This window comes from Noviherbaspirillum aerium (assembly GCF_008929045.1).
In the GTDB taxonomy this organism is placed as follows: Bacteria; Pseudomonadota; Gammaproteobacteria; order Burkholderiales; family Burkholderiaceae_D; genus Noviherbaspirillum; species Noviherbaspirillum aerium.
On record NZ_VFAH01000009.1, the window covers coordinates 138,653 to 157,454 of the forward strand.

At 56.0% G+C, this 18,802-nt stretch carries 16 protein-coding genes and 1 tRNA gene; 9 read left to right on the top strand and 8 right to left on the bottom strand.

All coding sequences use genetic code 11. The features are described from left to right. Nucleotides 1-477: 477 nt before the first annotated feature. Complete coding sequence (gene icd / locus FH061_RS15025) at nucleotides 478-1,731, top strand: NADP-dependent isocitrate dehydrogenase (protein WP_151636638.1); 1,254 nt, start codon at nucleotides 478-480, stop codon at nucleotides 1,729-1,731. A gap of 263 nt (nucleotides 1,732-1,994) precedes the next feature. On the opposite strand, the gene FH061_RS15030 is transcribed toward icd, so the two are convergent. The 3 genes from FH061_RS15030 to cspE form a co-directional block, all read right to left on the bottom strand. Further along, entirely contained in the window at nucleotides 1,995-2,624 is a 630-nt protein-coding gene (locus FH061_RS15030; RefSeq protein ID WP_151636639.1) for a response regulator transcription factor, read from the bottom strand. Between the two features lie 17 nt (nucleotides 2,625-2,641). After that, nucleotides 2,642-3,997, bottom strand: coding sequence for a cache domain-containing protein (locus FH061_RS15035; RefSeq protein WP_151636640.1), 1,356 nt, complete (start codon nucleotides 3,995-3,997; stop codon nucleotides 2,642-2,644). 184 nt (nucleotides 3,998-4,181) lie between these two features. Beyond that, the gene (gene cspE, locus FH061_RS15040) at nucleotides 4,182-4,385 is read right to left on the bottom strand and encodes a transcription antiterminator/RNA stability regulator CspE (protein ID WP_057292838.1); all 204 of its coding nucleotides are present in this window, start codon (nucleotides 4,383-4,385) and stop codon (nucleotides 4,182-4,184) included. Nucleotides 4,386-4,720: 335 nt separating this feature from the next. On the opposite strand from cspE, the gene clpS reads away from it, so the two are divergent. Next, nucleotides 4,721-5,029 carry an ATP-dependent Clp protease adapter ClpS gene (gene clpS / locus FH061_RS15045; protein WP_151636641.1) on the top strand — a complete coding sequence of 103 codons (309 nt, stop codon included), beginning with the start codon at nucleotides 4,721-4,723 and terminating at the stop codon, nucleotides 5,027-5,029. After that, nucleotides 5,026-7,326, top strand: a complete 2,301-nt coding sequence (gene clpA / locus FH061_RS15050) for an ATP-dependent Clp protease ATP-binding subunit ClpA (protein ID WP_151636642.1) — start codon at nucleotides 5,026-5,028, stop codon at nucleotides 7,324-7,326. The genes clpS and clpA overlap by 4 nt, the downstream gene beginning before the upstream one ends. Nucleotides 7,327-7,780: 454 nt before the next feature. Here the strand turns inward: clpA and FH061_RS15055 are convergent, their stop codons facing one another. From FH061_RS15055 to aat, 4 genes are all read right to left on the bottom strand, one after another. After that, a complete protein-coding gene (locus FH061_RS15055; RefSeq protein ID WP_151636643.1) occupies nucleotides 7,781-8,824 on the bottom strand; it encodes an aldo/keto reductase in 1,044 nt (347 codons plus the stop codon). 57 nt (nucleotides 8,825-8,881) lie between these two features. Next, nucleotides 8,882-9,925, bottom strand: a complete 1,044-nt coding sequence (locus FH061_RS15060) for a quinone-dependent dihydroorotate dehydrogenase (RefSeq protein WP_151636728.1) — start codon at nucleotides 9,923-9,925, stop codon at nucleotides 8,882-8,884. A 111-nt stretch (nucleotides 9,926-10,036) separates the two neighbouring features. Continuing rightward, on the bottom strand, nucleotides 10,037-10,771 hold the full coding sequence (locus FH061_RS15065) for an arginyltransferase (protein WP_151636644.1): 735 nt from the start codon (nucleotides 10,769-10,771) through the stop codon (nucleotides 10,037-10,039). Between the two features lie 113 nt (nucleotides 10,772-10,884). Further along, entirely contained in the window at nucleotides 10,885-11,607 is a 723-nt protein-coding gene (gene aat / locus FH061_RS15070; protein ID WP_151636645.1) for a leucyl/phenylalanyl-tRNA--protein transferase, read from the bottom strand. Nucleotides 11,608-11,789: 182 nt separating this feature from the next. On the opposite strand from aat, the gene FH061_RS15075 reads away from it, so the two are divergent. After that, a complete protein-coding gene (locus FH061_RS15075; protein WP_151636646.1) occupies nucleotides 11,790-12,992 on the top strand; it encodes an ammonium transporter in 1,203 nt (400 codons plus the stop codon). 117 nt (nucleotides 12,993-13,109) lie between these two features. On the opposite strand, the gene FH061_RS15080 is transcribed toward FH061_RS15075, so the two are convergent. Beyond that, the gene (locus tag FH061_RS15080) at nucleotides 13,110-13,682 is read right to left on the bottom strand and encodes an NUDIX hydrolase (RefSeq protein ID WP_151636729.1); all 573 of its coding nucleotides are present in this window, start codon (nucleotides 13,680-13,682) and stop codon (nucleotides 13,110-13,112) included. Between the two features lie 170 nt (nucleotides 13,683-13,852). Between FH061_RS15080 and FH061_RS15085 the strand changes: the two genes are divergently transcribed. From FH061_RS15085 to nusA, 5 genes are all read left to right on the top strand, one after another. Continuing rightward, nucleotides 13,853-13,929, top strand: a tRNA-Met gene (locus tag FH061_RS15085). Nucleotides 13,930-14,082: 153 nt separating this feature from the next. After that, on the top strand, nucleotides 14,083-14,904 hold the full coding sequence (gene scpB, locus FH061_RS15090) for an SMC-Scp complex subunit ScpB (protein ID WP_151636647.1): 822 nt from the start codon (nucleotides 14,083-14,085) through the stop codon (nucleotides 14,902-14,904). Beyond that, nucleotides 14,882-16,471 carry a 23S rRNA pseudouridine(2605) synthase RluB gene (rluB, locus tag FH061_RS15095; protein WP_151636730.1) on the top strand — a complete coding sequence of 530 codons (1,590 nt, stop codon included), beginning with the start codon at nucleotides 14,882-14,884 and terminating at the stop codon, nucleotides 16,469-16,471. The genes scpB and rluB overlap by 23 nt, the downstream gene beginning before the upstream one ends. Nucleotides 16,472-16,784: 313 nt before the next feature. Beyond that, nucleotides 16,785-17,231: a ribosome maturation factor RimP gene (gene rimP, locus FH061_RS15100; RefSeq protein ID WP_404822474.1), complete on the top strand. Its 447-nt coding sequence runs from the start codon at nucleotides 16,785-16,787 to the stop codon at nucleotides 17,229-17,231. Then, nucleotides 17,228-18,787 carry a transcription termination factor NusA gene (gene nusA / locus FH061_RS15105; protein ID WP_151636649.1) on the top strand — a complete coding sequence of 520 codons (1,560 nt, stop codon included), beginning with the start codon at nucleotides 17,228-17,230 and terminating at the stop codon, nucleotides 18,785-18,787. The genes rimP and nusA overlap by 4 nt, the downstream gene beginning before the upstream one ends. Nucleotides 18,788-18,802 lie beyond the last annotated feature (15 nt).

Genomic DNA, 18,802 nt, shown 5'->3' on the forward strand with positions numbered 1-18,802 from the left:
TCACGGGCCTGACTTCGGTGCGCCGGATGCCGGATGCAAGCCCGTTCATCATCCCGCGCCCGAATCAAAAACGATGGCATCCAATAAAATAGTGGTGCATAATACGAAATATGGTCTTGTGTCTTATATAAGACTTGGCTTGAAAACAAAAATGTAGAGCGTCTAACAAAATGATCCTTGCAAGGCGCACCGAGGAAGACAGTGCTGGCTGCGGCCAGAAAATTCCGGCGGTCCATTCACGCGGCAAACGGCATTTTGCTAGTGTTGTGAGTTGGAGATTTTGTTGAAGGCAAATATGGCGAAATCATGCTGAGGCGAGGAAAAGCACAGCAAGCCCAGGGGCTTGCGCGCATTGTTGACGCAGTGCCGGCGTGATGTTCGTCCATCATTTGACCCGCAGATTGTTAACTCGCACCATTAGGCGCTCTTGAACCAAGAGACGGCCTTTTTTCCTACTCCTAACTCCCGGAGCCTACGATGTATCAACATATCAAAGTGCCTGCAGACGGCCAAAAAATCACCGTCAATGCCGATTTTTCCCTGAACGTGCCTGATAATCCGATCATCCCCTACCTCGAAGGCGACGGTACCGGCGTGGATATCAGCCCGGTGATGATCAAGGTCGTTGACGCGGCAGTGGCCAAGGCGTACGGCGGCAAGCGCAAGATCAGCTGGATGGAAATCTTCGCGGGTGAAAAATCCACCAAGGTGTATGGCCCCGATGTCTGGCTGCCCGAGGAAACCTTGCAGGTCCTGAAAGAATATGTCGTCTCCATCAAGGGCCCGCTGACGACGCCGGTTGGCGGCGGCATTCGTTCGCTCAACGTTGCGCTGCGCCAGGAACTCGATCTGTACGTTTGCCTGCGTCCCGTACGTTACTTCAAGGGCGTGCCTTCGCCTGTGCGCGAGCCGGAAAAGACCGATATGGTGATCTTCCGCGAGAATTCCGAAGATATCTATGCCGGCATCGAGTGGGCGGAAGGCTCCGACGGAGCCAAGAAACTCATCGATTTCCTGGTCAAGGAAATGGGCGTCAAGAAGATTCGTTTCCCGAACACATCCGGCATCGGTGTCAAGCCGGTTTCGCGCGAGGGGACGGAACGCCTGGTCCGCAAGGCAATCCAGTATGCGATCGACAACGACAAGCCCTCGGTTACCCTGGTTCACAAGGGCAACATCATGAAGTACACCGAAGGCGGCTTCCGTGACTGGGGTTACGCGCTGGCGCAGAAGGAATTCGGTGCCGAGCTGATCGATGGCGGACCGTGGTGCAAGTTCAAGAATCCGAAGACAGGCAAGGAAATCACAGTCAAGGATTCCATCGCGGATGCATTTCTGCAGCAGATCCTGCTGCGTCCGAATGAATACAGCGTCATCGCGACACTGAACCTGAACGGCGACTATATCTCCGACGCGCTCGCTGCCCAGGTGGGCGGTATCGGCATCGCGCCGGGTGCCAACCTGTCCGATTCCGTCGCCATGTTCGAAGCAACCCATGGCACGGCACCGAAGTATGCGGGCAAGGACTATGTCAATCCGGGTTCGGTGATTCTATCCGCGGAAATGATGCTGCGCCACATGGGCTGGACCGAGGCTGCGGACCTGATCATCACATCGATGGAAAAGTCGATCACCTCGAAGAAGGTCACCTATGACTTCGCGCGCTTGATGGATGGCGCCACGCAGGTATCCTGTTCGGGCTTCGGCGACGTCATGATCTCCAACATGTAATTCGCGCGGCGCTGTTTTGCAGGTTTCAACCTGCCTGCATGCCGTAATGGGAAGGCCGGATCGATCCGGCCTTTTTGTTTTCTGTTTTTGCTGTTGCTGTTGCTGGAGCGCTTCCGGCTTGACCGGACCAGACGAGGTCGACGGGAGTCGCCTGCAGTACAAGGAGCGATGCGGCGAGATCAACTTCCCCACACAATGCCATACTGCAGAAAAATCGTCCGCGATCGTCAGAACAGTCAAACCGCAAGCGCTGCAGCGTTGCGCTACCTGATCTGGGTCTGTTCAAGTGCGAACCGGATCAGGTCCGCCTGACCTTCGATGCCGAGCTTGCGCTTGATGTTGAGGCGATGCGTTTCTATTGTCCGTACGCTCAGGCTCATGTCACGCGCAATATGCTTGTTCGACTTCCCGGTCGCAATGCATTGCAAAACCTCCCTTTCGCGAGGTGTCAGCAGCAGCGTCGGCGGCATGGGACGGGCCAGTTGCTTGGCCAGTCCCGCACTGTAGTAAATGCCCCCGGACATGACAGTATCAATCGCCGTAATGATATCCATTGCGGGCGCATCCTTGAGCACATAACCGCGCGCGCCCGCCTGGATAGCCTGCATGACGTATTCGGCCTTGTCATGCATGCTCAGCATCAGCACGGCGATCTCCGGATAGAGTGTATGAAAGCGGCCGGTCAATTCGATGCCGTTCATGCCTGACAGATTGATGTCCATCAGCACGAGGTCGATCGCTTGTTTTGCGGCATGCTCCAACGCTTCCCCTGCATTGCCGGCTTCAGCCACAACTTCGAAGTGGGGAATGGTTTCGAGCCGGGCTCGCAAGCCGTCGCGCACCAGCGGGTGGTCATCGACAAGCAGGATATGTACAAAAGGCGGGGTCTGCATAATAGGATCACCGAAGATTACACCCGAGGTAGTATTGCAACGACTTTCGTGCCTTCGCCGGACGAGCTCAACTCCAGTCTGCCGCCGACGGTATTGACACGCTCATGCATATTGCGCAAGCCAATGCCTCGTTTGGGATGTTGGGAAACGCCGGCAACATCGAAGCCGACGCCGTTGTCGGCAATGTAAAGGCTGACTTCATGCCTGCCGCCGGTCAGGCGCATGCGAACGGAAGTGGCGCCGGCGTGACGCTTGATGTTGGTAAGCGCTTCCTGCGCAATCCTGAACATGACCGTGTTGGCAACATCCGATAGACCCTCCGTAACGCCCTCGGAAAGAAAATCGACATCGATGGCAGTATGCTCGCCGAATTCACGGGCCAAATGATCTAGAGCTGCTGCCAGTCCCAGATCGTCAAGCAGCGCGGGACGCAGATCATGCGATATTCTGCGCACCTCGCCAAGCACATCGTTCAACTGTACCGCAGCGCGATCGAAGGAAACACGCGCAATTTCGGGTTTTGAGGCATTGGCGGCAAGTTTGGCGATGCCGGACTCCACCTGCAGCTTGATAGAGACCAGCCATTGACTGATGCCGTCATGCAGATCGCGGGAAAGGCGTGCCCGTTCTTCTTCCTGGGAACGGACGACACGCTGTGCAAGAACACGCAGCTTTGCATCCGCTACCCTGTGTTCGCTGATATTCAGCGCAAGTCCGGACAATGCGACGGTCAGCGAGCTTGCGATTGCGATAATTGCAATCCACAACATCGTGCTGCGAATGTTGACGGAACTCTGGGCATCGATCTTTGCCAGAGCGTTGTCGACATCATCCAGATAGATGCCGGTACCGAGCATCCAGCCCCAGCGTTCGAGCATGACGACATAGCCCAGTTTAGGCGCCATTTTGCGCGTGGATGGTTTTTCCCACAGATAGCGAACCAGGCCGCCGCCGGATCTGGCTTTTGCAATCAATCTCTGAATGGTTGGATTTCCTTCCGGATCACGCAACTCCCAGAGGTTTTTACCGACTAAGTCAGGCAGGCGGGGATGCATGAGGCTTTTGCCTGACAGGTCGTACAGGAAAAAGTATCCATCATCACCGTAGTCAAGGGATGCAAGAATGTGTATGGCCTTCATTTTCGTCTCTTCGTCATTGAGGCCGGAGTCGTAGAGATGTGCTATTGAACGCGTGGCAAGTGCTACGTAATGGCTCAGTTCGGCTTCCTTGCTAGCCAGATAAGCGGTCTCAACTGATGCACGTTGCTGCTGCGCCAGCAGATTCGCTTGATGTCTGACTGCGATGGCAATTGCAAGCAAGGCAACTATTAGCGGAGTGATCGCTAGAAGAAGGATTTTTTGGCGAAGCTTCATGGCACGTAACTTTACCGCTATTTCCGGGAAGCACGTAAAAAGTCTTCAGTGTGCATCTGGATGGCAGGATGCAAAAGATTATCCAGATGAGGGCATGCTGCAAACCTTACAAAGGCGGGAACGCACGGGACGAAAAAAAAACCCCGCTGGGCGGGGCTTTTCGTGCTCTTGCTAATCGATGTGATTAGGGGGCTTGAATGTTGGAAGCTTGCTTGCCTTTCGGGCCTTGCGTCACTTCGAACGAAACCTTTTGACCTTCTTTGAGAGTCTTGAAGCCATTCATCTGGATTGCGGAGAAGTGGGCGAACAAATCTTCACCGCCGTCATCCGGAGTGATGAATCCGAAGCCTTTGGAATCGTTGAACCACTTGACGGTACCTGTTGCCATAAAAGCGTCTTTCAAATAATAACTAATCACACGAGCCGTAAAAGCAAGAAGCCTCGCGACACGCTGCCCCCTCTTATAACTTGCTCACTTCATATTGACGATAACATAATGCTCTGTTTGTCAACTGATACCATTGTTCCTGCAAAAAATATAAAAGTCAAGGCGGTTCCGCTGGACTTTTTGAGTTTTTGCAAGCCAAATGCAGAATAGAATTCTTGAAATTGGGCGATCGGGCATTATCTGCGCAATACGCGGAAAGGGCGTAAGATCAATATACGTATGGAATATCTTTTACCGAGGCGCAGGTCGCCGATGGAAGTTCTTAGATTAAACGCATGGCAACTCAGCATGACAACGGTACGGTAATTGCTAGGCAAGAGCAGAAGCTCAAGCCTCCGCCGATGTATCAGGTCTTACTTTTGAATGACGACTATACGCCCATGGAATTTGTTGTCGCAATCATCCAGGAGTATTTCAACAAAGACCGAGAAACCGCGACGCAGATCATGCTCAAGGTTCATCGAGACGGAAAAGGAATGTGCGGCGTCTATCCGAAAGACATAGCGTCCACTAAAGTAGAATTAGTATTAACCCACGCGAGAAAAGCAGGACATCCCCTGCAATGCGTGATGGAGGAAGCATGATTGCGCAGGAACTTGAAGTTAGTTTGCACATGGCTTTTGTCGAAGCCCGTCAGGCGCGGCACGAGTTCATTACGGTCGAGCACTTGCTGCTTGCACTGCTCGACAATCCGTCGGCGGCCGAAGTGCTGCGCGCATGCGCAGTCAATATCGAAGATCTGCGTAAGACGCTGACCAATTTCATCAGCGACAATACGCCGACCGTGCCGGGCACGAGCGAAGTGGATACCCAGCCAACCCTGGGCTTCCAGCGCGTGATCCAGCGTGCCATCATGCACGTCCAGTCCGCTTCCAACGGCAAGAAGGAAGTGACGGGAGCCAATGTGCTGGTGGCGATCTTCGGTGAAAAAGATTCTCATGCCGTGTACTATCTGCACCAGCAGGGTGTCACGCGACTCGACGTGGTGAATTTCATTTCCCACGGCGTGCGCAAGGACCAGCAGGTCGACTCCCAGAAGGCGCCGGAAGGCTCGGAAGAGGCTCAGGCCGAAGGGCAGCAGAAGGAAAGCCCTCTTGATCAGTTCACCCAGAATCTGAACAAGATGGCTGCCGACGGCAAGATTGATCCGCTCATCGGCCGCGAGTCGGAAGTCGAGCGCGTCATTCAGACTCTCTGCCGCCGCCGCAAGAACAATCCGCTTCTGGTTGGCGAAGCCGGCGTCGGCAAGACCGCCATCGCCGAGGGATTGGCATGGCGCGTGACCCAGGGCGATGTTCCCGAGGTGCTCCAGAACGCAGTGGTGTATTCGCTCGACATGGGCGCTCTGCTTGCCGGTACCAAATACCGCGGCGATTTCGAACAGCGCCTGAAGGCTGTGCTGAAACAGTTGCGGGAAAACCCGAACGGCATCCTGTTCATCGATGAAATCCATACGATCATCGGCGCCGGATCGGCATCGGGCGGCACACTGGACGCATCCAATCTGCTCAAGCCGGCTCTGTCGAGCGGCCAGCTGAAATGCATCGGTGCGACAACCTACACGGAATTCCGTGGCGTGTTCGAGAAGGACCACGCACTGTCACGCCGCTTCCAGAAGATCGATGTCAACGAGCCGACAGTCGAACAGACCGTTCAGATCCTGCGGGGCCTCAAGTCCCGCTTCGAAGAGCATCATGGCGTGAAGTACTCCGCATCCGCACTGACTTCTGCAGCGGAACTCGCGGCGCGCTTCATCAATGACAGGCATCTTCCGGACAAGGCAATCGATGTCATCGACGAAGCTGGAGCGGCGCAGCGCATCCTGCCCAAGTCGAAGCAGAAGAAGACGATCGGCAAGTCCGAAATCGAGGAAATCATTTCGAAGATTGCACGTATTCCTCCGCAGTCGGTCAACCAGGACGACCGCACCAAGCTGCAGACCATCGATCGCGATCTGAAGAATGTCGTGTTCGGTCAGGACCCGGCAATCGAAGCCTTGGGTTCCGCCATCAAGATGGCTCGCGCTGGCCTCGGGAAAACCGACAAGCCTATCGGTGCTTTCCTGTTCTCCGGTCCTACCGGCGTGGGCAAGACAGAGGTGGCGAAGCAGCTTGCATTCATCATGGGCATCGAGCTGATCCGCTTCGACATGTCGGAGTACATGGAGCGTCATGCGGTGAGTCGCTTGATCGGCGCGCCTCCGGGCTATGTCGGATTCGATCAGGGCGGTCTGCTGACCGAGGCAATCACGAAGAAGCCGCATGCGGTATTGCTGCTCGATGAAATCGAGAAAGCGCATCCGGATATCTTCAATATCCTGCTTCAGGTCATGGATCACGGCACGCTGACCGACAACAATGGTCGCAAAGCCGACTTCCGCAACGTCATCATCATCATGACGACGAATGCTGGCGCGGAAAGCCTGCAGAAGCGTTCCATCGGCTTCACCGACAAGAAGGAAGCCGGGGATGAAATGGCCGATATCAAGCGGATGTTCACGCCGGAATTCCGCAACCGTCTTGATTCGATCATCAGCTTCAAGCCGCTTGATGAGGAGATCATCCTGCGCGTGGTCGACAAGTTCCTCATGCAGCTGGAAGAACAGTTGCACGAGAAGAAGGTCGACGCGGTCTTTACCGAGAGCTTGCGCAAGTTCCTGGCGAAGAAAGGCTTTGATCCGCTCATGGGCGCCCGACCGATGTCCAGACTCATCCAGGACATGATCCGCAAGGCGCTTGCCGATGAGCTGCTGTTCGGTCGACTCGTTTCCGGAGGTCGTGTGACCGTCGATATGGACGACAAGGAGCAGATCAAGCTCGATTTTGCGGAAGGAGATGTGCCACCGCCATCGGCCCCGGAAGAAACGCTGGAAGTCGAATAACCGAGCAATTCCAAAGTGGCCTGCAAGGGCCTGACAAAACCCGGATTCGCGCAAGCGATCCGGGTTTTTTTATGGAAAACATGCTGAGGGTAAAGAGGGACAGCTAAAGCGCTGTCGTCTTGACTGGATCGGAAGAGGCCGAAAAGATTTGTCTGTGGCCGGACGCGGGGTTTCGCCAATCCCTGGTCGGCGCTGCCGTAGCGGACCGGCATGCAAGCCGGTTCGTGGCCGAAGGCGCGGTGACGCGGCATGGCGCGCTCGGCGTCCCCGAATAACGCCGTGTCGCTGACAAAGCTTCCGGGATCGTCGGTCTGTTCGGGACGAAAGCGCTTTAGACTATGTTTGACAAGCGTCGCGAGCGGTCCGGTGTTGCGTCGACGAGCCGGTGCGCAGCAGCTTTGCAAACACGGCCTACGTCAGGTGAAACCTGACACGGCCGGCATAAGCTTGTTCTTCACTGGGCGGGATTGTTCAATTCGGTGTGGATGGCATTGACAGCGTTGACGACGTCATCTGTCAATTTCGTATTCCATGCATCGATGTTCTCCTTCAGCTGCGCCAGCGATGTCGCTCCGATGATGGTAGATGCCACGAACCACCGGCTGTAACACCAGGCAAGCGCCAGTTGTGTCGGCGTCATGCCGTTTTCCCGTGCCAGCCTGGCATAGCGCCTGGACGCCTCGATGACCGACGGACGCAGATAGCGGGGACTCCAGTTCGGCGGAAAGATGGTCAGCCGGCCGTTTGCCTTCGGGTCATCCGCATACTTTGCCGTCAATTGGCCAAAGGCCAGCGGACTATAGGCAAGTAGGCCCACCTTCGTCCGGAAACATGTCTCGTCGAGACCCTGTTCGAAGCCGCGGTTCACAAGGCTGTACGCATTCTGGATAGAGGCGATCCGCGGCAATCCGCGCTGTTCGGATTGTTTGATGAACTCGCAAACTCCCCATGACGTTTCATTGGACACGCCGACATGCCGAATCTTCCCCTCCCGGATCAGCTCACCCAGCGCGACAAGGGTCTCCTCGATGGGAACATGATTTTTCTCCTTTGCCGGATCAAAGGAGTTCTGGCCGAACATCGGTACGTTGCGGCTTGGCCAGTGTAATTGGTACAAATCGATGTAATCTGTCTGCAGTCGCCGCAAGCTGTCCTCGACAGCGGTGCGCAGGTTGCGGGCGTCGAAATCAGTGCCGCCATTGCGAATCCAGGAGATGCCGCGCGACGGGCCTGCTGCCTTGGTGGCAATGATGACCTCGGCGCGGCGTGCGGATTTTTTCAGCCAGCTGCCAATGTGGCTTTCAGTGCGGCCTTGAGTTTCGGCGCGCGGCATGACGGGATACATTTCCGCCGTATCAATGAAATTGATGCCACGTTCCAGCGCATAGTCCAGCTGGCTATGCGCCTCCGCTTCGGCATTCTGTTCGCCGAAGGTCATTGTTCCCAGACAAATACGCGACACATCCAGGTCACTGGTGCCAAGAATGACTCGATCCATGTTTCTCCCCAAAAGATTGAAAAGCCGGTAATTTGAAAGGCGCAAGCATTCAAAGCTTCAGCGCGACTTGCGCAGTGCCGTCGCACATTCCCTGATCAGCGATGGCCCGCGGTAAATGAGTCCGGTATAAAGCTGTACCAGCGATGCGCCTGCGTCCATCTTTGCCTTGGCATGTTCTCCCGAAAGAATGCCTCCCACCCCAATGATCGGCAAGCCGTCGCCCAGCTCAGCCTTCAATGCCGCAATGACTCTATTGGACGGTTCGAATACCGGCGCGCCAGACAAGCCCCCGGTTTCATCCGCGTGGGCCAGTCCCTTTACGGCATTCCGAGTGATCGTGGTATTGGTTGCAATGACCGCGTCCATCCGATGGTGAAGCAGGGTGGCTGCGATCGTCTTGAGCTGTTCGCCGTCGATATCGGGTGCAATCTTCAATGCGATCGGCACATAGCGCTTGTGCTTGTCGGCCAGCCTCTGCTGTGCGTCCTTCAAGGTTGAAAGCAGGGAATCAAGCTCTGAGCCGCCTTGCAGCTGGCGCAGGTTCTTGGTATTGGGAGAAGAAATATTGACGGTTACATAGCTTGCATAGGGATAGACCTTCTCAAGACAGTGAAGATAGTCGTCCGCCGCGCGTTCAATTGGCGTATCGGCATTTTTGCCGATATTGAGGCCAAGTACGCCCTCCTTGTTCTGGAAAAATCTGGATGCCTGAACATTGGCAACGAAGGCATCCACGCCGCCATTATTGAAACCCATGCGATTGATGATGGCATTCGCCTGCGGAAGGCGAAACATGCGCGGCAGCGGATTTCCCGGCTGGGCGCGGGGAGTCACCGTGCCGATCTCTATCGAGCCGAATCCGAGCGCAGCCAGTCCATCGATGTAAGCCCCATCCTTGTCAAGTCCCGCGGCAAGGCCGACAGGATTGGGGAAGGTGATCCCCATGACTGTCCTGGGATCTGGCCGGGGGCGGCTGATGATCCTGGTCAGGCCCAGGTGAGAGGCTTTCTTCAGCCAGGGCAAGGTGAAGTTGTGTGCTGATTCGGGGTCGAGGGTAAAAAGAAGGGGGCGCGCAATTGCGTAGAGAAGCTTGTCGGGCATGGCGGTGGGGATCAATAGCTCCAAGGGCAGTACAGCGACTGCCTGCTGCCCGGTTGCATTCTGAAAAGCCGTTATTTTAACCCCGTGACAGGCAACCAACGGAAGTCGGGGTCAGATATCGGCATGCCAAGGCTGCCACTTGCCCCCGACCAGCGCTTCCATGGGTTGGAAATTCACCTTGTATGCCATCTTCTGACTGTGGCGTATCCAATAGCCGAGATAGACATAGGGCATGTCAAGCCGCCGGGCTTGCTCGATCTGCCACATGATGTTGTATGTGCCGAAGGATGCGCCGGACACATCGGGATCATAGAAGGTATAGACCGATGACAAACCGTCGTTCAATACATCAATGATGCTGACAATGCGAAGTATGCCCTGCGGATCGCGGAATTCGACCAGCCTGGTATTCACCTTGCTCTGCAGGAGAAATTGCGCATACTGGTCGCGGCTGTCCTGATCCATCCCGCCGCCGGCATGACGCGCGGCCTGGTAGCGCAGGTAAAGCTCATAATGCTCAGGCACATAAGTCAGTGTCGTGACCCAGGTGGTCAGATTGCCATGACGGTGCCAAGCCTTGCGCTGGCTGCGATTGCCGGTGAAATCAGCCACGTTGACGCGTACCGGTATGCACGCCTGGCAACCATCGCAATAGGGGCGGTAGGTAAAAATGCCGCTGCGGCGGAAGCCGTTCTTGACCAGTTCCGAATACACATCGGCATTGATCAGATGCGATGGCGTGGCAACCTGGGACCTGGCCTGACGGCCATCGAGATAGCTGCAAGGATAGGGCGCCGTAGCGTAGAACTGTAGTGTTGCGAAAGGCAGGTCTTTTAAGTGCGTCATATGCGTGTTGACTGACTGCGATACTGGCTGGAGACGGCGCAACCGTACAAATTGTACATTGTGTAATTTACACCGGCTGGGTAGCGCCGGCTGAAGTTTTTAAGGCATCCTTGTCAAGACAACGCAAGCGGTTGCCAGTTCGTGATCGGCTCCTTTTCTATCGCTGTCCTGAGATGAGACAAAAACTCCCGGCGCGGAATGGGAGTGGCTCCCAGCGAGGCAAGATGGGACGTCTCCTGCTGGCAGTCGATCATCTCCACGCCATTCGTTTTCAGGAAATGCACAAGGTATGCCAGTGCGATCTTGGAGGCATCCGACACGCGTGCAAACATCGACTCGCCGTAAAACATGCGGCCGATGCAGACGCCATAAGCTCCGCCCACCAACTGACCGTCAAGCCAAACCTCCGAGGAGTGTGCGTAGCCCTGGCGATGCAGGGCGCAGTAACCGCGCACGATTTCCGTCGAGATCCAGGTGCCGGCACCATCTTTGCGCGGGGCGGCACAGGCTCGCATCACTTGCTCGAACGCCGTATCAAACCTGATTTCCCAGCGGCGGTCGGTCCGCATGCTCTTCTGGAATTTTTTTAGTGTCTTGCGCAAACTGTGGGAAACGGCAAACCGTTCCGTGTAAAGCACCATACGAGGATCCGTGCTCCACCACAAGACAGGTTGTCCTTCCGAAAACCAGGGGAAGATGCCGTTCCTATAAGCTTCAAGCAAGCGTCGCGGCGACAGATCTGCTCCCGCCGCCAGCAGTCCGGCCGCACCATCGCGCTCTGTCAATGCCGTGGAAACATCCGGAAAGGGCGTCGTGGACTCAAGCCAGGGAATCATGCTCCTCCCCAAGTTGGAACGCAAAATTGCACGAAAGCAGTGCGGAATCAATTGGCGAAAAATAAGAAGAAGACATTTTTCTCCATATAAACAAGAGGTTGCATATTTGCACCAAAATGGAATAATTCTTGCTAGAAAGAAGCGCCAATAGAATATTCTGCACTTTTACAGGGAGTTTTTGCATGGACGGATTAAAAAGCGGCGCCGATGCACTATTTATTTTGCTAGGCGCCATCATGATTCTCGCGATGCATGCCGGGTTTGCCTTTCTTGAACTCGGAACGGTGCGCAAAAAGAACCAGGTTAATGCCTTGGTCAAAATATTAGTCGATTTCGCCGTCTCGACTATTGCCTATTTCTTCATCGGTTATGGCATTGCTTACGGAGTCAACTTTTTTGCGGACGCCACTACCCTGGCTGTGGGTAATGGATTCGAACTGGTGAAATTCTTCTTCCTGCTGACCTTCGCGGCAGCGATTCCGGCAATCATTTCAGGCGGCATTGCGGAGCGGGCAAAGTTTTATCCTCAATTGGTGGCTACCGCATTACTTGTCGGCTTCGTCTATCCACTGTTTGAGGGCATGGTGTGGAATCAGCGTTTTGGATTGCAGGCATGGCTGAAAGCCGTGTTTTCTGCCGAATTTCATGATTTCGCCGGCTCCGTCGTTGTGCACGCAGTTGGCGGATGGGCGGCATTGCCGGCAGTGCTGCTGCTCGGAGCACGCCGCGGACGCTATACGAAGGACGGCGCCATTGCCGCGCACCCGCCATCCAACATTCCCTTTCTCGCGCTTGGCGCCTGGATTCTTGCGGTAGGCTGGTTCGGATTCAACGTCATGAGCGCGCAGACACTCGACAAGATCAACGGCTTGGTTGCACTCAACTCGCTGATGGCCATGGTCGGCGGCACTCTGGCTGCGGTTATCCTCGGCAAAAACGACCCGGGCTTTGCGTATAACGGGCCGCTGGCCGGACTTGTCGCGGTCTGTGCCGGCTCCGATCTCATGCATCCGCTTGGCGCGCTGGCAACCGGCGGCCTGGCGGGTGCGGTGTTTGTCTGGATGTTTACGCTAACCCAGAACAAATGGAAGGTCGACGACGTGCTCGGCGTCTGGCCGCTGCATGGCTTGTGCGGAGCCTGGGGAGGGATTGCTGCGGGAATTTTTGGCCAGACTTCGCTAGGCGGCATGGGGGGCGTTTCCTTCATGTCCCAGTTAATAGGCACGGCCTTGGGTATTGTCATCGCAACCGCGGGCGGCGCCATAATTTATGGCGTCTTGAAAGCCATGGTGGGAATACGTCTCGACCCCGAGCAGGAATTTGATGGCGCGGATCTTTCGATTCACAAGATCAGCGCGACCGCTGAACGTGAAACGAACTGGTAAAGGTCTTGCAAGATTTGCGGACGGCAGGCAAATGATCTGCCGTCGGCGAAATGAGGGCGGCGCTGGTCCCGGGTGGTCAGCTGACGTGCGCGTCGGCGATGCGGCGCATCGCGCCAATCAGCCCTGCCGCATGGGCTTGCGGATGTCTTCCGTATGGAGGCCGTAATGCCCGCCTTCCGCACGGATGCGGGCCAGGTCGGAAAAAAACGCTTTCAATGTATGTCCCACCGTCGGAAAGGCGATGTCATTCCACGGAATTTCATGCTCGGCAAATAATTCGACTTCAAGACTCTCGATGCCTGCTTCATAGTCCAGGTCGAGCAGGGTGGCCCGGTAAAACATGTGCACCTGATGTACATGCGGAACATTGAGCAGCGAGAAAAGGCCATGCAGTTGAATGCGGGCACCCGCTTCCTCAAGAGTTTCGCGCAGTGCGGCCTCCGTCGTCGTCTCGTTGTTTTCCATGAAGCCGGCGGGGAGGGTCCAATATCCATAACGCGGTTCGATGGCGCGCTTGCAGAGCAATATGCGAATCTTGCCGTCCTCTTCCCATACAGGAATCGAGCCGATCACCATCTTCGGATTTTGATAGTGAATTGTGCCGCACTGTTCGCATACGAAGCGGGGGCGGTTGTCATCGGGCGGGACCAATAGTGAAACAGGATGTGCGCACTCAGAGCAGAATTTCATAGAAGGGAGACAAATGATTATTGTGCCGACCGGGAAGGTTTCAGACCTCATGCGCTTTCAGGGCAGGAATTGCACCGGCCAATAACCGATCGCGCATGGCAAGTGTATCATCACGGCTGAAGTTGCAATTGCGCCGACTGGCAATACAGGCTATACTTTCATTCTTCAGACGCGGGGTGGAGCAGTCTGGCAGCTCGTCGGGCTCATAACCCGAAGGTCGCAGGTTCAAATCCTGCCCCCGCAACCAAGTCTTAAAGTCTTTCATTTCCAGCCCTCAATACTCCTCCAAAAAAAATCGGGCACCGGAAAAGCATCAACAGGTTTCTCTGACCGGACGGCATTGCAAAATGTCTGTCGTTGACGATAACTTCTGCAGCTAGTAAAGAACAAACGCAAGAACATGAATACTATTGAGGCTAAGAAAGTCCTCGAAACAGCGTTGCTTTGCGCACATGAACCATTGTCGATCAGCGACATGCGAAAACTGTTCGCGGAAAGCGGCGAGACTCATGAAGAAGTCGGTGCCGATACGATCAAGGCAATGCTTGAGGAGTTGCGCAACGACTGGGCTGACAAAGGTATTGAAATGGTCAGTCTCTCTACCGGCTGGCGCTTTCAGAGTCGCCCGGAAATGAAGAAATACCTCGAACGCCTCAATCCCGAGAAGCCGCCCAAATATACCCGCGCTACCCTGGAAACCCTTGCGATCATTGCATATCGTCAGCCGGTAACTCGTGGTGACATCGAAGAAATTCGAGGCGTGACGGTGAACTCCCAAACCATCAAGATGCTCGAAGACCGTGGTTGGATCGAGGCGATCGGTCATCGTGACGTGCCGGGGCGCCCGGCGCTTTTTGCTACGACGAGACAGTTCCTTGACGATCTCGGACTGACTTCGCTGGATCAATTGCCTCCCTTGCAGCAGGTCAGCAAGGATGACATGCAAGGTGGAACCTTGCCTGAGCTCCAAGCCCTCCAGGCCGAAATTCAGACGGGGCTGGACCAGGCTCCGGAGACTGCCGAAATGTCGGCTCCGGGAGTGCCAGCCTCCTCAAACGCAGAGCCGGCCCTCGAGTCGCCGGCAATATCCTCCGAGATCGCTATGGTCCATGTGGCAACTGTCTCGCCATTAGATGCCGTACCTGTCACGGATACCCAGGATGATGCAACGCATAGCCCGCAACAAAAAGAATCTAACGATGAACCTTCCTTCCCAAAATGATGTTGCGGCAGCGTCCGCTGAACTGGAGACAAAAGTGGCAGCATCCGGCGAAAATGGCGAGCAGGCACAGAACGACGCTGTCGGCGAAGCCGGCGATGGCAGGAAAAAACCGGCCAAGCGGGGTGTAAGAGGCCCTCGCAGTCTGCGTCGTACGCGCGCTCCCCGAAATGCGGAAGCGAATGTGTCCGCTGACGACGCTCCGGCCGAGCAGGCGCAACGCGCTGGTCGGCCTGTGCCGAATGCGGCAACGCCTTCGGAAGCAGGGGCGCCTGAACCCAAGCGGGCTCGTCGCCAACAATCGGGCGGCATGCGCGGCAACGAGAGTGCGCAAAGGGATGGCGCAGGCGAAAGGGAGGCCGCCCCGCACGCCCGTCACCCGGGCAAGAAGGGCGCACCAGCAACCAAGCGTCCGCAAGCGCGCTCAAAACCGGGCAATGCCGATGATATTTTCACCCTTGTCACCTCGGGTGCGTTCGATGCCTCGGTGGAGGCCGAGAATAATGCGGCGCGGCGCGATGCGCGTTCGGGCAAGGCTGTGCGCCGTGATCTGACCGCCGAAGACGATGCGCCCAAACTGCACAAGGTGCTTGCCGAAGTGGGTCTCGGTTCCCGACGCGACATGGAGGAGCTCATCATCGCGGGCCGCGTATCAGTGAACGGGGAGCCGGCGCATATCGGCCAGCGCATTCTGCCGACGGACCAGGTGCGAATCAATGGCAAGCTCGTGCAGCGCAAGGTGACAAAGCGTCCGCCACGGGTTCTCATCTATCACAAACCGGCCGGCGAAATCGTCAGCCATGACGATCCTGAAGGCAGGCCGTCGGTCTTTTCCAATCTTCCGACGATGAAAGCCGGAAAGTGGCTTGCGGTCGGGCGCCTGGATTTCAATACCGAAGGCCTGCTGCTGTTTACGACGTCTGGCGATCTTGCGAATCGTCTCATGCACCCCCGATACAATATCGAGCGGGAGTATGCCGTTCGGACCCTTGGCGAGCTCGAAGAGGGAATGCGCCAGCGTCTGCTAAGTGGTGTCGAGCTGGACGACGGAATCGCGCAGTTTTCCAGAATTGCCGATGGCGGCGGCGAGGGTGTCAATCGCTGGTACCGCGTCACGATCGGTGAGGGTCGTAACCGTGAAGTTCGTCGCATGTTTGAAGCCGTTGGACTGACGGTATCAAGACTGATTCGCACCCGATACGGCGTGCTGACACTGCCGAGCGGACTCAAGCGCGGTCGCTGGGAAGAGCTCGACGAGCATAGCGTGCGTGATTTGATGAGTCTGAGCGGACTCGAAAAAACTGCGGCGCAGTCCCCGGGACCCAAGCAGCGTAATGAACGCAGCGCCAACGGAAATGAAAAGAATCCGGCGGCCAAGCGCGGTACGCCCTTTCCAGCGCGCGGTAATCCGCGCGGTCAGCAAGGGCAGGGACAGTCTCGCAGCCGGCAGCCGGATCCGTTGCAGACCGCGCTGGGATTTCCCGATGGCGGCCACTCACGTCGTCATGCGGGCGGGCAGGGGCGCGGCACACCCATGGGGGGAATGCCACGCCGGCGTTCGCGAGGATAAATGCAGGCGCGTTCCAGGCGCGCAGCAGTCATGTTGACGTCAATAAAGGAAGGACGGGTTCTGCCAGTTCGGAGCCCTCTTCACGATTGCGATGCTCTAACTAATTGTTTATAATTAGAGAGTTAACAGGATTTGCGTTTGCAAAGGCGCGTTTTCCCGGGGATGGAGGCCGCAGTTGGCCGAATGATAAAAAGGATGGGCACATGCCCATTTTTTTTTTGTTAAACAGTTTGCGTCGACATTTTTTGGCGATGCGCGCGTTTTGGAGAATGGCTTGCGGTTGTTGGATTTGGTTGAAAAAACCGTGACAGGCATGGGGTATGAACTGGTCGACCTTGAGCAGGCCGCCCATGGATTGTTGCGTGTTTATATCGACTTTCCGCCTGAAGAAGCGGACCGGGGAAGTATCACGGTGGAAGACTGTGAAAAGGTGAGTCACCAGCTTTCTCATGTGTTGACAGTGGAGAATGCCAGTTACGAGCGGTTGGAAATTTCCTCCCCCGGACTGGATCGGCCATTGAAGAAGCTATCGGATTACATCCGCTTTGCAGGCCAGGAAGCCTTGGTCAAGCTGCGCATGCCCATGCCTGGAGCGGCCAATCGCAAGTCCTTTCAGGGCGTGCTGCATGAGCCTGAAGGCGACATGCTGAAACTGGAATTTGAAGGAAAAGATGGACCGGCGATGTTGGAATTTACCCTCGCCGATGTGGACAAGGCACGGTTGGTGCCGAAAGTGGATTTTAGGAGTCGCAAAGGATGAGTCGCGAAATATTGCTGTTGGTTGATGCTCTGGCACGAGAAAAAAATGTCGATAAGGAAATCGTCTTCGGAGCCCTCGAGCATGCACTTGCTCAAGCGACAAAGAAACGCTATGACGGCGAAGTTGACGTCCGCGTTTCCATCGACCGCGAAACCGGGGAATTCGAGTCCTTCCGTCGCTGGCATGTCGTCCCGGACGAAGCCGGCCTTCAATTGCCCGATCAGGAAGTCCTGCATTTCGAAGCCAAGGAACAGATTCCCGATATTGAAATCGATGATTACATCGAAGAGCCGATTGAATCGGTCGAATTCGGTCGTCGCTTCGCGCAGGATACCAAGCAGGTTGTGCTTCAGCGCATCCGCGATGCCGAACGTGAACAGATCCTGACCGACTTCCTCGAGCGTGGCGATGCGCTTGTCACCGGCACCATCAAGCGCATGGAGCGCGGCGATGCAATCGTCGAATCCGGCAAGATCGAGGCCCGCCTGCCGCGCGACCAGATGATTCCAAAGGAGAATCTGCGCATCGGTGATCGCGTGCGGGCATATATCCTGCGTATCGATCGCAATGCGCGCGGACCGCAAGTCATTCTGTCGCGTACCGCGCCGGAATTCATTATGAAGCTGTTCGAGCTGGAAGTGCCGGAAATCGAGCAGGGCCTGCTTGAGATCAAGTCTGCTGCCCGCGACTCCGGCGTGCGCGCCAAGATTGCCGTGTTCACCAGCGACAAGCGTATTGACCCGATCGGCACCTGCGTCGGCATGCGCGGTTCGCGTGTTCAGGCCGTCACCGGCGAGCTTGGCGGCGAGCGCGTCGATATCGTGCTCTGGTCGGAAGACCCGGCCCAGTTCGTGATCGGCGCATTGGCGCCTGCGAACGTGTCCTCTATCGTGGTGGATGAGGAAAAGCATGCGATGGATGTTGTCGTCGACGAGGAAAACCTCGCGATTGCCATCGGTCGCGGCGGCCAGAATGTGCGGCTCGCTTCCGAGCTGACGGGATGGCAGATCAACATCATGACCGCGGAAGAGTCTGCCGACAAATCGGCTGCCGAAACCGCGGTGATCCGGACCTTGTTCATGGAAAAACTGGATGTGGACCAGGAAGTGGCTGACATCCTGGTTGAAGAAGGTTTTTCAAGTCTGGAAGAAATTGCATATGTCCCCATTTCGGAAATGCTCGACATTGAGGCATTCGATGAGGATACGGTCAACGAACTGCGCAATCGTGCGCGTGACGCGCTTGTCACCGAAGCAATTGCTTCCGAGGAAGGGCTGGAAGGGATGGATGAATCCCTCGTCAATCTGGATGGCATTGATCGCGTGACCGCCGGCAAGCTCGGACTTGCAGGGATCAAGACACTCGACGCTTTTGCCAATCTGGCATATGACGAGTTTGGCTCGATTCTCGCTTTGCCGGTCGAGCGTGCGCGTCAGCTGATTGACAACCAATTTGATGATGTAACTGATGATGAAATGCGTCTGATCGACGCCAAGTACGATGATCGTGCCAGGGCATTGCAGGCCAAGGCACGGGAGCTGGCCGAATCTAAATGATCAAGAAAGCTCCAA